At 31.5% G+C, this 14,697-nt stretch carries 13 protein-coding genes; 6 read left to right on the top strand and 7 right to left on the bottom strand.

Features of this window, described 5'->3' with window-relative positions; translation table 11 throughout:
* The first annotated feature begins 83 nt into the window (after positions 1–83).
* Positions 84–1,268, top strand: a complete 1,185-nt coding sequence (locus ACJDU8_RS23845; RefSeq protein ID WP_406794677.1) for an MFS transporter — start codon at positions 84–86, stop codon at positions 1,266–1,268.
* Positions 1,269–1,318: 50 nt separating this feature from the next.
* Complete coding sequence (locus ACJDU8_RS23840) at positions 1,319–2,122, top strand: nitroreductase family protein (protein ID WP_406794676.1); 804 nt, start codon at positions 1,319–1,321, stop codon at positions 2,120–2,122.
* A 180-nt stretch (positions 2,123–2,302) separates the two neighbouring features.
* Here ACJDU8_RS23840 and ACJDU8_RS23835 read toward each other — a convergent pair whose 3' ends face one another.
* The 3 genes from ACJDU8_RS23835 to ACJDU8_RS23825 form a co-directional block, all read right to left on the bottom strand.
* Positions 2,303–3,649, bottom strand: a complete 1,347-nt coding sequence (locus tag ACJDU8_RS23835; RefSeq protein ID WP_406794675.1) for an oxygen-binding di-iron domain-containing protein — start codon at positions 3,647–3,649, stop codon at positions 2,303–2,305.
* Between the two features lie 332 nt (positions 3,650–3,981).
* A complete protein-coding gene (locus tag ACJDU8_RS23830; RefSeq protein ID WP_406794674.1) occupies positions 3,982–4,671 on the bottom strand; it encodes a flavin reductase in 690 nt (229 codons plus the stop codon).
* A gap of 122 nt (positions 4,672–4,793) precedes the next feature.
* Positions 4,794–5,342, bottom strand: coding sequence for an NADH peroxidase (locus ACJDU8_RS23825; RefSeq protein ID WP_406794673.1), 549 nt, complete (start codon positions 5,340–5,342; stop codon positions 4,794–4,796).
* A gap of 605 nt (positions 5,343–5,947) precedes the next feature.
* On the opposite strand from ACJDU8_RS23825, the gene ACJDU8_RS23820 reads away from it, so the two are divergent.
* Both ACJDU8_RS23820 and ACJDU8_RS23815 read left to right on the top strand, forming a co-directional pair.
* Complete coding sequence (locus tag ACJDU8_RS23820; protein ID WP_406794672.1) at positions 5,948–6,373, top strand: EamA family transporter; 426 nt, start codon at positions 5,948–5,950, stop codon at positions 6,371–6,373.
* A 371-nt stretch (positions 6,374–6,744) separates the two neighbouring features.
* The gene (locus tag ACJDU8_RS23815; RefSeq protein WP_406794671.1) at positions 6,745–7,659 is read left to right on the top strand and encodes a hypothetical protein; all 915 of its coding nucleotides are present in this window, start codon (positions 6,745–6,747) and stop codon (positions 7,657–7,659) included.
* Between the two features lie 936 nt (positions 7,660–8,595).
* On the opposite strand, the gene ACJDU8_RS23810 is transcribed toward ACJDU8_RS23815, so the two are convergent.
* Positions 8,596–10,020 (bottom strand): DHA2 family efflux MFS transporter permease subunit, encoded by a 1,425-nt coding sequence (locus ACJDU8_RS23810; RefSeq protein ID WP_406794670.1) that lies wholly within the window; start codon positions 10,018–10,020, stop codon positions 8,596–8,598.
* A gap of 87 nt (positions 10,021–10,107) precedes the next feature.
* The gene (locus ACJDU8_RS23805; protein ID WP_406794669.1) at positions 10,108–10,680 is read right to left on the bottom strand and encodes a TetR/AcrR family transcriptional regulator; all 573 of its coding nucleotides are present in this window, start codon (positions 10,678–10,680) and stop codon (positions 10,108–10,110) included.
* 178 nt (positions 10,681–10,858) lie between these two features.
* Between ACJDU8_RS23805 and ACJDU8_RS23800 the strand changes: the two genes are divergently transcribed.
* Entirely contained in the window at positions 10,859–11,203 is a 345-nt protein-coding gene (locus ACJDU8_RS23800; RefSeq protein ID WP_406794668.1) for a winged helix-turn-helix transcriptional regulator, read from the top strand.
* A 459-nt stretch (positions 11,204–11,662) separates the two neighbouring features.
* Complete coding sequence (locus ACJDU8_RS23795) at positions 11,663–11,920, top strand: TIGR04076 family protein (RefSeq protein ID WP_406794667.1); 258 nt, start codon at positions 11,663–11,665, stop codon at positions 11,918–11,920.
* A gap of 299 nt (positions 11,921–12,219) precedes the next feature.
* Here ACJDU8_RS23795 and trxA read toward each other — a convergent pair whose 3' ends face one another.
* Both trxA and ACJDU8_RS23785 read right to left on the bottom strand, forming a co-directional pair.
* Positions 12,220–12,534 (bottom strand): thioredoxin, encoded by a 315-nt coding sequence (gene trxA / locus ACJDU8_RS23790; RefSeq protein ID WP_406794666.1) that lies wholly within the window; start codon positions 12,532–12,534, stop codon positions 12,220–12,222.
* A gap of 42 nt (positions 12,535–12,576) precedes the next feature.
* On the bottom strand, positions 12,577–14,697 hold a 2,121-nt coding region (locus tag ACJDU8_RS23785; RefSeq protein WP_406794665.1), incomplete at its 5' end, for a DsrE/DsrF/DrsH-like family protein.

Raw genomic sequence — 14,697 nt, 5'->3', positions numbered from 1 at the left:
AATCTATACAAAATATAAAAAATAAATAAGTCTATAGCAGTTATTTAACTGACCATAAACTTATTATACGAGGGGTGGAGATTATGGAAAGCTTAAATAACGATTTTGTGGAAAATAAGCCTGTACTAAATAATTTATTGATTATGGTTATGGCTGTAGCTTGCGGGCTCACTGTAGCGAATTTATATTATATACAGCCCTTGCTGGCGGATATAGCTAAGACGTTTAATGTCAGTGAAATTAGTGTTGGATCTGCTGCAATGCTTACACAAATAGGATATGCAGTTGGAATGATATTTATATTGCCTCTTGGAGATATAAGAGAAAGAAGAAATTTAATAACTATAATGCTTTTATTCTCAATACTTTCTCTTATAAGTATGTTTTTTTCTCATAATATATTTATGTTGATAATTTCTTCTTTTGCAGTTGGATTTACTTCAATTATTCCTCAGCTTATTATTCCTTTAGCTGCTCAGCTATCAGCTCCAAATGAGAGAGGTAAAATAATAGGTACAGTAATGAGTGGTCTATTGATTGGTATATTAGTATCACGTACATTTAGTGGTATTTTAGGTGGATACCTAGGGTGGAGAGCAGTGTATGTTATTGCAGCAATTATGATGATAATTCTTATAATAGCTTTAAGAAAACTAATACCAGTACGTAAACCTGTTTCTAATATTAAATATATTGAGTTATTAAAATCGATGATACAACTAATAAAAACCGAATCAGTTTTAAGAGAAGCTTCTATTAATGGAGCTATGATATTTGCAGCTTTCAGTGCATTTTGGACATCACTTATATTTTTACTTGGAAGTGCTCATTACAACATGGGTTCTCAGGCAGCAGGTTTATTGGGGTTAGTTGGAATCGTCGGTGCTTTGGCAGCCCCCTTGGTTGGAAGAATGGCTGACAAGAAGGGTTCTAGATTTGTTATAGGAATATGTATAGTTGTTATAACAATTTCTTATATATTCTTTCTTCTATTTGGATTTAAGGTATGGGGACTGATTTTAGGAATTATATTACTTGATTTAGGAGTCCAATCAGGTAATGTTTCCAATCAAACCAGAGTGCATTCTTTAAATGATGAAATGCGTAACAGAATTAATACTATATATATGGTAAGCTTTTTTCTAGGAGGAGCATTTGGTTCTTTTCTAGGATCCTATAGTTATGCACACTTTGGATGGTATGGAGTTTGTATTTTTGGAATAGCAACTCAAATTATAGCAGTCATTGTTCATAAAACTGCAAAATAATTTTATTAATTTAAATTTTATCATAGATTATTATTGGGAGGAGTAAGAAAATGAATTTAATAACTGTAGATCAACAGAAATGTATCAAATGCGGAATTTGTGTAAATGAGTGCCCCGTTCAGATATTGAGAATTGTAGAAAATGGTCCGGAAGATAGTTGTTCCGAAAAATGTATTGCCTGTGGACATTGTGTAGCTGTCTGCCCACGGGCAGCTATTGATAATATAAAAACACCATTAATCAATCAAAAAAGTTCGAAAAAGTTTTCCAAATTAAGTCCTAAAGAAGCAGAAAACTTTCTTCGTTCAAGACGTTCAATACGCTCTTACAAAGAAACTTCAGTTTCAAGAGAAAAGTTAATAGAACTTGTTAATATAGCACATTATGCACCTACAGGACATAATCTACAAGGTGTATCCTATATTATCATAGATAATAGGAAAATACTTGATGAAGCTGTTAAAGTTACTGTAGATAAATTAAAAAATGATAAGGCTTTGAGTGGAAAATTTGATGATTTTATTAAAGTGTATATTGAAAAAGGAATAGATACTATTTTAAGAGGAGCTCCTAGTCTTATTCTGGCAATTACAGGTGAAGATTTTCCAAGAGGGAGAGAAAATACCATTTTTTCATTGGCATATATGGAGCTGTATGCACCAACTCTTGGATTAGGATCATGTTGGGCGGGTATATTTGAAAGGATTGCTCTTAAAGATAATTCTCCAATGCTTAAATTATTTAATATACCTAAAGGTAAAAAAATAACCGGAGCTGTTATGGTAGGCTACCCAAAATATAATTATCCTAGACTAGTAGAGAGAAGTCCATTAAAAGTTGATTTTCTACCATAAATAATAATATAATTATCATTAAAATAAAGATAAAATAAAAAAACATTTTTACTTTATCTTTATTTTTTAACCTAAATGGGGTAATAGCAGCTCTGTAATTAGTAGCTAAGTATATTCTATAATTTCCAAATTTATATTGTATATACTACCATATTTAGACAGAAAGATTATAATCAGCCACTACACTTGTATAAATTTACTTGAGTCAACACGGCATACAGGACATGTCTCAGGAGGATTATCTCCCTCAACTACTACGCCACAAACGGTGCATTTCCATTTTTTCACAGACGCCGATTTTAGAGGTTCAAGAGTTTCATCTGAGTTTTCTATAACCTTTTTTGCAAAGTCTCTTCCGAAGTTATAAGCAGACATTAACTCTTCGTCAGATGGCTTAAAATTTATTTTAAGTCCTGGAGTTAATAAGTTCATCCTAAGTTGTTGCAATCTAGCTTCAATATTTGGTACAGCTTCACCGCTCCACCCATAAGATCCAAAGGCAGCAGCCACTTTACCACCGTGTACTATAGGGTTTAAAGAAATCAATATATCAAGAATTGGTTTTAAAACATCCCCATTAATAGTTGGAGAACCAAATAAAATTCCATCTGCTTTCCCTATATTTTCTATAATTTCATTTACATCACTGTAAATTACATTGTAAGGTTGTATTTCAAAATCTCCAGAATCCTTTATACCTTCAATTATTTTATTTGCAAGAGAGGAAGTATACCCATAGGCAGATACATAAGGTATTACTATATATTTTTTTTCATTTGATTTTGCAGGTGCACTCCACTCCTTATATAGATTTACTATTTTTAGAGGATCTTTTCTTAAGATAGGACCATGCCCAGGACATATAACGTCAATTTTTAAATCTTTAATTTTGTCAATTGCCTCAAGTACATATTTTTTAAAAGGACCCATTATACCATCGAAATAATACTTTAAAGCATCCATGTAGCCTTTTTCATCTTCATTTAAATCGTTGAATATATTTGAATTACAGTAGTGTGCTCCAAAGGAATCGCAGGTAATTAAAATATTGTCTTCTGGAACATAAGTATATATGGAGTCAGGCCAATGAAGAAATGGTGCAGAAATAAATTTTAAGGTCTTATTTCCAAGGCTCAAAGTATCACCGTCTTTTACTGCAATAGAATCAAATTTTTTATTTGATATGGATTTTATAAATCTAAGTGCAGCCTTAGAGCCTACAAGTTTTGCATTAGGTGCAAGATCCAGCAATTTTGATATAGAACCAGAATGATCTGGTTCGGTGTGATCAATTACTATGTAATCTATATTTTTTACATCTACCTTTGATGAATTTAGCCTTTCTAAAAATTCATCAAGGAAGCTTTCTTTTGCAGTCTCGAATATAGCAGTCTTTTCACTTCCCTTTATTACATAGGAATTGTAAGTAGTTCCATAAGGTGTATTCATTATTATATCGAATATTCTAAGGTTTGGATCCAATGCTCCTACCCAATAAATATCTTTTTTTATTTCTAAAGCATTCATATTGATTACCTCCTATTCATTATTAATAATTATTATATGATAAAAGTGCTATAAAATTCAGTTCAATATATTTTTATATTGAATGCTACATAGTTATGTAATTAATAAAGTATATCTCGTTTAGGCTGTTCCTGTTTCTATTGATAATAATGTGTCTTTAATAGTATTAGAAATAAAATATTTCATTCCTAATACTGAATAGGCATGAATGTAATATTTATAGTTGTATTTTGTTATAGGATTCACTTTGACCCTTGTAAATTTTGGAATGTCAAAGTAAATCCTATAACTTAATGTAAAAATCCTTAAATCTATATGATCACGCTTAATATTTAAACTAATGGATTAAACTTACTTTTAGGTACACCACATGCTGGACATTCCCATGTACTAGGCACATTTTCGAATAAGGTACCAGGCTCAATATATGAATCAGGATCTCCTACAGCTGGATCATAAATATATCCACATACTGAACAGCGATATTTAGGCATATCTTTTACAGGATTATTTTTATTTCCTATGTGAGTTGGTGAAGTTTGCGGTGATTTGCCACGTTTTACATCCTGGTAATATGCATATGTCATTGGGTCTATATCTTTAATCAATTCTGAATTTAATACTTTCCCAATAAATATAGTATGAGTGTCTATATCTATTTCTTTTTCAACTTTTAATTCAAAATATGAAGCTGTGTTATCTACAACTATTGGAACACCACTTTCACCTGTTTTAAAGGATACACCTGAAAACTTGTCAGTAGTTCTTCCTGATTTAAAACCAAATTTACCCACAAATTCCAAAGGAGTTTCTGTTGATAAAGCTGATACTCCTATGAGTTTACTATTTTGTATATACTCATGAGTAAGATTTTGCTTATTAATACTTACTGCAATTCTGGCTGGATCTGATGTTATCTGAAAGACTGTATTTGCAATTTGACCATTTTTTTTACCTCCAGAAATGGAACTTATAACATATAACCCATAACTTAATTTGTAAAATGCTTTATTATCAATCATAAATTTATTATACTTACATATACCAAATGTAAGTACTTCCTCCTCTCATTTATATACTAATTTATAACGGTATTGTTCTGTATTTAATAAATATGATATTTGTCAAAACAGCATACTAGCTCTTATTTAAAATATCTATTTAATAATCCTTGGAATGCACTTCCATGTCTTGCTTCATCCTTACACATTTCATGTACTGTATCATGAATTGCATCATAGTTTAATTTCTTAGCAAGAGTTGCCAGATCTTTTTTGCCTTTACAAGCACCTTCTTCTGCATCTACTCTAGCCTGTAAATTTTTCTTTGTATCTGCCACTACCACTTCTCCTAATAGTTCAGCAAACTTAGCTGCATGTTCTGCTTCTTCAAAAGCTATTCTCTTATATGCCTCTGCAACTTCAGGATATCCTTCTCTATCTGCCTGGCGGCTCATAGCTAAATACATTCCAACCTCTGAACATTCTCCTGTAAAGTTAGCTCTTAACTCTTCTACTACCTTTGGATCTACACCTTTAGCAACGCCTATTACATGTTCATCCGCCCAGCTGATTGCTCCAGCTTCTGTCTTTTCTATAAACTTATCTGCTGATGCACCACAAACAGGACATTTTGCTGGAGGTGTATCTCCTTCATGAACATAACCACAGACTGAACAAACAAATTTTTTCATTATAAATTCCTCCCTATATATTAATATTATGTAATTATTTTTACGTTTATCTTTTAACAATTATTATTATACAACATCAATTATTAAATATCAAGTTTTTTTCAAATTTATTTATTCATATTGCCATAATATTTTCTAAACAATCTACTTAATGTTGGTAAACTTTTTATTTTAATGATATATGGATTGCATATATCATTGTAATCTTCTAAACTTTTTAATATGGCTTAATATCAAATGCCAAAATATTCTGAATGTATATTTATTATTCTACATAAAAGTATAATATCCTTTAATTTTTTTTTAATTAATTTACTTACTGCAATTTATATATGATTTAGGCCGACCCCAACCATTACAACTTCCAGCCAATACGGTTCGGCGTAGAGGAGCTTGGCGCCTGTGTTGCGCCATGTTTCCGTCTCAATGTGCAGTAAGCTCCCACAGAACTAAATCTAAAATTATCATACACCAACTCTGCAAATTGGAATTTGACAAATGTTAAAAAACATGATACGTTAAATCAAAAATATTGAGAAGTTCGGGTGAACACCTACCGCAAACAAAGGTTTTTGTTTGCGGTTTTTTATTTTAGGAGGCATATTATGATTGATTTACTTTGGCCTATTATAATTGTTGTAGCAGCAAATACTCTATATAATATCAGCGCAAAATTAACACCTAGTGAAGTACACCCTTTGGCATCACTTTCTATAACCTATTTTACAGCTGCTTTATTATCTGTACTATTATTTTTTATTACAAATGAGAATAAAAATATAATCACTGAAATTCAAAAAACAAACTGGACTGCTGTAGCTTTGGGATTTTCAGTCGTTGCACTTGAATTCGGGTATATTTATATTTACAGAGTTGGATGGAATGTTAGTACAGGTTCACTTGTAGCCAATATCAGTCTAGCCTGCGTCTTGTTGATTATTGGTGTCCTTATATATAAAGACAATATTTCATTTCATCAAATTTGTGGAATTGCTTTATGTATCATTGGCCTCTTGCTGGTAACTAAATAGTCTAAAGGTGAAACAATAAAACATTATCCACTTTATTCCTTAGCGGGGGTTTTATCGAAAATGTTAGCGACACCCCTCTAAAATGTTTTTACTACAATATATACTAAATTATTGGGTATTTTGGATGATATGGATAGAATATTATATAGCATTTCTTTTAACTCTGTTATAATATATTCTTGATTATTTGGCATAGCCAAGTTCTCTTTTTTTATAAGTTTTTTTGCGGATTTAACTTATATTTTAGAACCTGGTTATGTTTTCTTCTATACTTTTTTATTAGTGATTTAACCCCTAGTCAACATACCATCTTCACTGTACGTAAGTCATACACATAAAGATAAGTTTAAAAAACTTAGGAGGTAACAATAATGATATCTAAGAAATTCAAAAAAATAGTTATGAACATGACCATTTCAACGATGATTTTTTCAATTATACCAATAAGTGTACAAGCTAAAGAAATTAACAAATCTTTCTTGAAAACACAGAGTATAGATGCAGTAGATAAAACAACTTTAGAATATACTGGCGGTAAAAGTAATAAAGCAACAGAGGGTACGGACAACCTAATGGCCTCATATAAAGTAAAAGATGGCCAGCTCCAACTTAAAAGTAATAAAAAATTATCAAAGAATGATATAGAAAAACATAAAATAATGTGGGAGAGGGTAAAACAAATAATCCCTAAAGCATATTTAAACACAATTAATAGATTCGATGTAGTTACAGATGAAAAAGATAATACAATGGCTTATGTAGATTCAGATGATAGTAATACAATATGGACATTCGGTTTAAATATACAAGATGCATTTGATGAAAAAGGAAAATTATTAAATAAAGATTTAAATGAGACTATTGTTCATGAGTTTGGACATATTATAACTTTAAATTATAAACAAATTGAACCAGAACTTAAAGAAAATAGCGCAACCTATGTCACAGATGAAGGCACAACTAAAAAGCAGTCCTATTTAAATATATTTTATCAAAAATTCTGGTCAAATATATATGGTGATTATAAAAAATCAAATAGTATTAAAGCTAACCAAAATGATGAACAAGAAAATTTAGCTTTTTATGAAAAATATAAAAATCAGTTTGTTTCGGAATATGCTTCAACGAATCCAGAAGAAGATATAGCTGAATGCTTTAGAGTATTTGTTTTTCAAAATAAACCAAGTGGAAAAACCATAGCTGAAAAGAAAGTATTATTATTTTATAATTTTCCCGAATTAGTAAAAATGAGAAAGGAGATAAGAAATAATTTAAAGCTTAAGTAAATTTTATAATCCCATACAACCTTTCTAGGTGTATGGGATTTGCTTTATTTTTATGTTGAAATATCACTATTATATGTTTAGTGTACGAAATGCCCTTATTGGCCTTCTATGACTTATGAATTTTTTGCTATGTCTATTTATCTGACACGGTAACATTTATATATCTTCTTAATATTATAGAAGTATATAACAAAAGATGATAAGAAAAATGTTCTAAATCACTAAAATCTTATAGGCTTAATTAAAGCAATATGATATAAAACAAATGATAATAAATTGGATAACTAAAAATATATGTTTAAGATAAGAAGGAGAGATCTTTATGTCATGCGGACATCATAATTGTGGTCACGGAAACCAAGTAATAGTTATAATAATAATTTTATTATTATTGTGCGGATGTGGACACGGATTTAGAGACGGAATATGCTAAAGTAGATTATTAGAGGGAAATGAAATTATTCGTTTCCCTTTTTCTATTAGCATTACTTAAAGCTTCATCTCTACTTCCAGACTTAATCTTATCAATTACTATATGTCCAATTTTATGCAATTCCAAGTGTATTGAATCTATTTTATCCCATATGATTTTATACCTTCATCTTCTGGTACTACTGATTCATAAAATGTCCAAATCCACATCTATGACCATCTGTCTGTAATGGTCGTATTAGCATTTCATTGCCATAGCTTCGAGAGTATTAATCCAATTTACATGAGCTGAAATAGCATTATCCATTACATCTACAAAAGTATCATTATCCATTCTAATATGGCTTCTTAGATCAGCCCTTACTATACCAATTAATTTCGTTTACTTTGCAGTATAGATCAGTTCCCCTTTTATTACCCCTTAATCTTACGTATTTATTGGACGTAGTTTAAAAAGTATGAAAGTATGATACCTTACTCATACAAAACGCCCTAAAATCAAACTTATAGTTTTTCCGTCTCTGTATCCTTGATTCTGAAAGAAATAAAGAATCCAATTACAGAAAGCGCCAGAGCAAAATAAAATCCGTAATGGGAACCCTCCACAAATGCTTCTGCTTTATTTTTACCACCATCAGAGAAATAGAAAGTTTGTCCGATACCAAGTAGACATGTGGCAATTGCGACACTAATAGCACCAACTATTTGCTGCATTGTATTTACGATAGTACTTCCATCCCTTGACAGATCCTGTGGAAGTGCATTCAGTGCACTGATCTGAGCCGGTGACATTGCTAGAGGAATACCAATCATTAAAATAACATGACACAAAATTACATAAGCAACAGAACTGTTGGATGATGTAAATAGCAACATAATCATGCTGACAATGGAAACAAAGAATCCAATTTTCACGAGATATTTTGCTCCGAATTTGTCATAAAATCGCCCGGAAATATAGGAAATAAAAGCATTGAGTAGCCCTCCTGGAAGTAAAATCAAACCGGCTGTGGCTACCGGAACCAACAGCCCGTTCTGAATATATTGCGGCACCAAATACATAGCTGATAATATAATGGCAAAGTTTAACATTACCAACATTGTTCCCGTTCGGAATCTTGAAACAGTAAGCGCTTTTAAATCAAGGACTGGAGTTTCCAGCTGCATTTGCCTTCTTGCATAAAGTATAGTGGTAATGATGCCGATTATCAACGCCAGAATGACTGGAACAGAGAATCCAAATTCACTGGCTAGACTAACGCCAAGTACCATACCCCCAAACCCAATAACAGAAGTTAAGCAGGATATTCTGTCAATTTTCGGTTTGGTTGGCTTATAAGGATTCACCATATAGATTCCTGCAAAAATCATAGCAACTGCTAATATAATAACAAATGAAAAGAAAATCCAACGCCAAGAAAGCATTCCTAAAAAGATGCCAGAAAGAGTTGGTCCAATTGCTGGTGCAAACATAATTACCAAAGAGGCTGATCCCATGGCGGAGCCAATTCTATTTGGAGGAAAAACCTCCAAAATCACTGAAAACATCATAGGAAGAACTATTCCGGTACCAATTCCCTGAATCATGCGGCCAGCCAGAAGAATCCTAAAATCAGGTGCAAAACCGCTGATAAGGGAACCAATCATAAATGCTCCCAAAGCAAAAAATGTCAGTTTTCTTACAGGGAAACATTTCATTAATAAGCTGGTAAAAGGCAGAACGACCCCAATCACAAGCATGTACCCAACCACCAACCACTGGGCAATTCCTACACTAATATGAAAAGTATCCATTAATTGTGGAAGTGCAATATTCATAGATGTTTCACCGAACATACCAGTAAATGCACCTAAATATAATCCCAACATAACCAGATAGGGATGTTTTACATCTACTCTGGCATTTAAAAACGTCTGTTTCTGTATCATAATATTAAATTACCTCCTTAATCTCTTATCACGTTTTAATATTTAGACCAGTCTATATATTAGAATCAGAAGTTGTTTAGAAAGATATTAATTTTGACTCAACAAAACATCTACAATATTACTAATTGTTAAAAGTGGAATAGTATCTTTTCTTGTAACAGAGATGGTAATAGCTCCTTCAATCATTATCTCAATGGCCATACTTAATTCTTTAGCTTTTTGTTTTGAAAAACCATTTTGAACCAATTTCTTAGCATACACATAACTTAATTCTGTAAATACACTTTTACAAGCTTCTCTCAAATGTTCATTTGAGGAATATGTCTCTAAAGCTATTAAACTTACCGAGATACCTTGAAGCTTATTTTCTTCTTCTAAATCATTTATTATATTATTTATCAAATATTTTATGGCTTTAATGGGATCTGAATATTTATTCAGAGTAGTTTCCAATTTTTCTATTATAGATTTGCTTGCCAAGTGAATTGCTTCCAATGCTAACTGTTCTTTGCCATCCGGAAAATAATAATAAAGAGAGCCTTTAGGCGATTTGCTTTCTTTTAAAATTTCATTTAATCCAGTAGCATTGAACCCATTGATCTGGAAAAGTTTAGTCGCAGTATTAAGTATTTTTTCTCTTGAATTATTTTCAGAGTTCATAAGTTATATCCTTTCATAAATAGAATTATAACAACCAGTCTATATAATATGTTATTATAAATTAACTCTTATGTCAATATGCTTCATTAGGAACCTATCTCATATTTACCTCTTCATTACTTACAACTGTAATTGAACATTTAGTGCTAATTCTAAGAAGAGGTTGGAGGAAATAATAATGAAATATAAGCCAAAACTTGAGAAAGAAATCATGTGTCCTATCGAGTACGGTATTGAACTTTTCAGCGGTAAATGGAAATCAAGGATTATCTGTGTGTTATCTGCTAATAATGTAATGCGATACAATGAAATCAGAAAAGAACTCGATAATATTACTGACTCAGTACTTGCTGCAATGCTAAAAGAATTGATTGCAGATGAAATTATCAATCGTAAGCAATATAATGAGATTCCACCTAAAGTAGAATATACTCTTACTGAAAACGGAAAATCGGTACTTCCAATTCTACAATGTAAAAATTTAACATATTTAATATTATCGTTAAATACTATTTATGGATAGTGAGCAGTGAAATTAGGAGAAATCAATACATTTGTTGTGATTTCTAAAAAAACTGATAATTTATCAGCTTTTTTCTATTATATTGATAGATTATCAATAAATCCCTTGACTCTATAAGATTTTTATATTAAAATAAAAAAATTCATCACTATAAAGTTCATTCATCAAGTTCTCCTTAGATTCAGGTGGAGTTTACTTATGAAAAATGCTTTTCTCCATCTGAAACTTATTAACAGTATTCTTAGTGTCTTTAGTACTTAGAATACGTTATCCTTTAGGGGAAGAACTTATCTGCAGCGCTTATCTCCCACTTTGGAGAAGATGGGAGTATCCGCTAATTACCGCGTTCGGATAAATGTATAAGAAAACACATTGTACATTTCGCTTAGCAATTAGTTAATAGTTAATGAACTAACACAAAGGTTTAAATTAAATACTGCATATCAGGGGGAGATATTTATGGAATATGTTGTAATAGAAGTTATAGAATCTAAATGTAGTTGTTATAAAAAAGGAGATAAAATATCTATAAAAAATACACTGGTAGATATGAAGAACACGGACAATATATGCGTAATGGCACTACAATCTTTTTTTCCTTTTGTATTCGCCACTAGAAAAGGCGTTACTCCAGAGCAAATGGGATTTGGAGAAAAACTTATAGTTCAATGTCCAGACTATTGTGACGAAGTTATTTTTGAAATTAAAAAAATTTAGTTTAACGCTAGGGTGTGTCTGAAAAGGCACAGTTCCTATACTATTTGTACAAAATAAATATCAAAGCACAATAAACAAATCAAGAAAAGAAGATGCCAGCTTATCGTACCAAGTTGCACCCCTACGAAAATGCTTGATTTTATTAGAAACAAATAAGGAAATTGATTAGTTGATGCACAGAAAAGTATCCTAAAAAGAATTTTTATATTGATATAAAAGAATGGCCTATATCTTAAATTACCCTGTAAAGTAAGGTATAGGCGTTTACTCATAATATTATAAGAACTTTTCATATAATTTTAATATTGTTTTAATATGGACTTTAGTGTTTCTTTAGGTTGAAAACCTACTATTTTATCAACTGCTTTACCATCTTTAAAAATCATTAGTGTTGGTACACCAGCAATCTCATATTTTTGAGCTAACTCACTACTTTTATCTACATCTACCTTAAATATTTTTGCTTTTCCCTCTAGCTCCATGCCTAATTCCTCCAAGATTGGAGCAACCATCTTACATGGACTACACCATTCTGCAAAAAAGTCTACCAATATTGTTTCATTACTATTTAAAACATTCTTTTGAAATTCGCTGCTATTTATTACCTTAGTCATAATTAATAACCTTCCTTTCATAATTTTTATTTTGGCTAGTATTTATATAAATAAGTTAACGTTAGAATCTTCAGCTTCTCCTAGATAGTACCCTACGCCACCTACTTTAACTCCATCTATTAGCTCCTCTTGTTTAAGCCCCATTACATCCATGCTCATCTGACATGCAACTATTTCTATTCCACTGTCAATAGCTGCTCCGATTAATTCATCTAATGAAGAAACATTTTTCTTCTTCATTACCATTTGCATCATTTTTGTTCCCATTCCAAGCATATTCATCTTAGAAAGCTTTAATCTCTTAGCTCCTCTAGGCATCATAACCCCAAACATCTTATCCATAAACCCCTTTGAAACACTGACTTTTTCGTGCTTTCTTAGAATGTTTAATCCCCAAAAGGTAAAGAACATTGTAACCTTTTTACCCATAGCAACTGCTCCATTAGCTATTATAAAAGATGCTAAGGCTTTATCTAAATCCCCACTGAATACAACTAATGTTTTATTGTCTTTTTGTGCAATAGCACAGGCATTAACCAAATCACTATTTTCAGTTACTTGTTTTTTGCTACCTTTTTTTATAAAGGCTATTATGTTTCCTTTATCCTTTTTTCTGTTCAATAATTCATTGTGGGTTCTTTCACACCAAGATTTTATATCCTCATAAAATCCTTGATCCGATGCTGTAACTTTTAAGATTTCGCCTTCCTCCATATCCTGTATATCGCTATTAACACGCATTAGAGGTCCCGGACAACATAGTCCACAAGCATCAATATTTTTGTCAAAGTGTCCTTTTTTATATGCTTCAGCAGCCTCTCCATATTCATTTAAATTACTCTCTAAACTTACACTAACTTCTCTTTCTTTTAAATCCATAGGGAATTGCTTGTTCATTACAACATCTCTTGGTTTAAATTTACTCATAGTATAAGTTTTATATCCACCTATTAAATTCTTTACTTTAAATCCACTTGCCCTTAAAATTCTTGCAGCTATATATCCTCTAAGCCCTACCTGACAATAAACTAATATTTCTTTGCTTTTATCTAACTCATTCATTTTAGTTCTTATATTAACTAAAGGTATGTTTACAGCTCCTTCCATACGGCCATTACTACATTCCAATTCAGTTCTTACATCAATAATCTGAGTTTTATTTTTATCTCTATTATCTATATCTTCTGGAAGTATTATTTCATCTTTGCCTGTTAAAACATTTTCTGCAATAAATCCAGCCATATTTACAGGATCTTTAGCTGAAGAATAAGGTGGGGCATATGCAAGTTCCAGCTCTGTTAAATCATAAATTGTACCACCAAGCCTCATAGTAACTGCTATATCATCTATTCTCTTATCTACGCCAACATATCCGAAAGCTTGTGCCCCTAATATTTTTCCTTCACTATTAAAAATAAGCTTTATTGTCATTGGAGCTGCACCTGGATAGTAGCCAGCACTTGAATTAGGGTGAAGATATATAACCTTATATGGTATATTCTTTGATTTTAATATTCTCTCGTTATTTCCTGTACTTGCACCTGTCAATCCAAATACTTTAATAATTGCTGTTCCCATAGTTCCTTTATAAATTGAATTTAGACCGCATACATTATTTGCCGCAATTCTTCCTTGTTTATTTGCAGGGCCTGCAAGTGCAATAGCAGTTTTACTTCCATTTATGAAATCTACTACTTCAATAGCATCTCCCACTGCATACACATCTTTAACATTAGTTTCCATTTTATTATTTACTATTATATGACCCTTTGGACCAAACTCTATTCCAGTTTCTTTTAAAAATGCCGTGTCTGGTTTTACTCCTATAGCAAGTATAACTATGTCTGCATATAAGATTTTCCCACTGTTTAGAATCACATTTAACCCAGTTCCTTCTTCTCTAAATTCTTTAACACCATCATTTAGTACAATTCCTACGCCATTATCCTCTAATTCCTTCTCTGCAAAAGTTACCATATCTGAATCAAAAGGTGCTAATATATGTGGTGCACCCTCTACTAAGGCTACGTTTAAGCCTCTTTCCTTAAGGTTTTCTGCCATTTCAACCCCAATAAATCCTCCCCCAATAACAACCGCATTTTTTATATCTTCCTTATCTACATAGGATTTTATTCTATCGGTATCTGGTACATTTCTTAGAGT

The organism is Candidatus Clostridium eludens (genome assembly GCF_045310515.1).
Lineage (GTDB): Bacteria > Bacillota > Clostridia > Clostridiales > Clostridiaceae > Clostridium_B > Clostridium_B eludens.
The sequence above is the reverse complement of the archived record's forward strand: the minus strand, read 5'-3'. Positions and strand labels throughout refer to the sequence as shown.

What these genes read in the sequence shown, in the direction of transcription:
- trxA (WP_406794666.1), bottom strand. Translation starts at nt 12,534, where the DNA reads ATGACTAAGGTAATAAATAGCAGCGAATTTCAAAAGAATGTTTTAAAT.
- ACJDU8_RS23810 (WP_406794670.1), bottom strand. Translation starts at nt 10,020, where the DNA reads ATGATACAGAAACAGACGTTTTTAAATGCCAGAGTAGATGTAAAACAT.
- ACJDU8_RS23805 (WP_406794669.1), bottom strand. Translation starts at nt 10,680, where the DNA reads ATGAACTCTGAAAATAATTCAAGAGAAAAAATACTTAATACTGCGACT.
- ACJDU8_RS23825 (WP_406794673.1), bottom strand. Translation starts at nt 5,342, where the DNA reads ATGAAAAAATTTGTTTGTTCAGTCTGTGGTTATGTTCATGAAGGAGAT.
- ACJDU8_RS23840 (WP_406794676.1), top strand. Translation starts at nt 1,319, where the DNA reads ATGAATTTAATAACTGTAGATCAACAGAAATGTATCAAATGCGGAATT.
- ACJDU8_RS23815 (WP_406794671.1), top strand. Translation starts at nt 6,745, where the DNA reads ATGATATCTAAGAAATTCAAAAAAATAGTTATGAACATGACCATTTCA.
- ACJDU8_RS23835 (WP_406794675.1), bottom strand. Translation starts at nt 3,649, where the DNA reads ATGAATGCTTTAGAAATAAAAAAAGATATTTATTGGGTAGGAGCATTG.
- ACJDU8_RS23795 (WP_406794667.1), top strand. Translation starts at nt 11,663, where the DNA reads ATGGAATATGTTGTAATAGAAGTTATAGAATCTAAATGTAGTTGTTAT.
- ACJDU8_RS23830 (WP_406794674.1), bottom strand. Translation starts at nt 4,671, where the DNA reads ATGATTGATAATAAAGCATTTTACAAATTAAGTTATGGGTTATATGTT.
- ACJDU8_RS23800 (WP_406794668.1), top strand. Translation starts at nt 10,859, where the DNA reads ATGAAATATAAGCCAAAACTTGAGAAAGAAATCATGTGTCCTATCGAG.
- ACJDU8_RS23845 (WP_406794677.1), top strand. Translation starts at nt 84, where the DNA reads ATGGAAAGCTTAAATAACGATTTTGTGGAAAATAAGCCTGTACTAAAT.
- ACJDU8_RS23820 (WP_406794672.1), top strand. Translation starts at nt 5,948, where the DNA reads ATGATTGATTTACTTTGGCCTATTATAATTGTTGTAGCAGCAAATACT.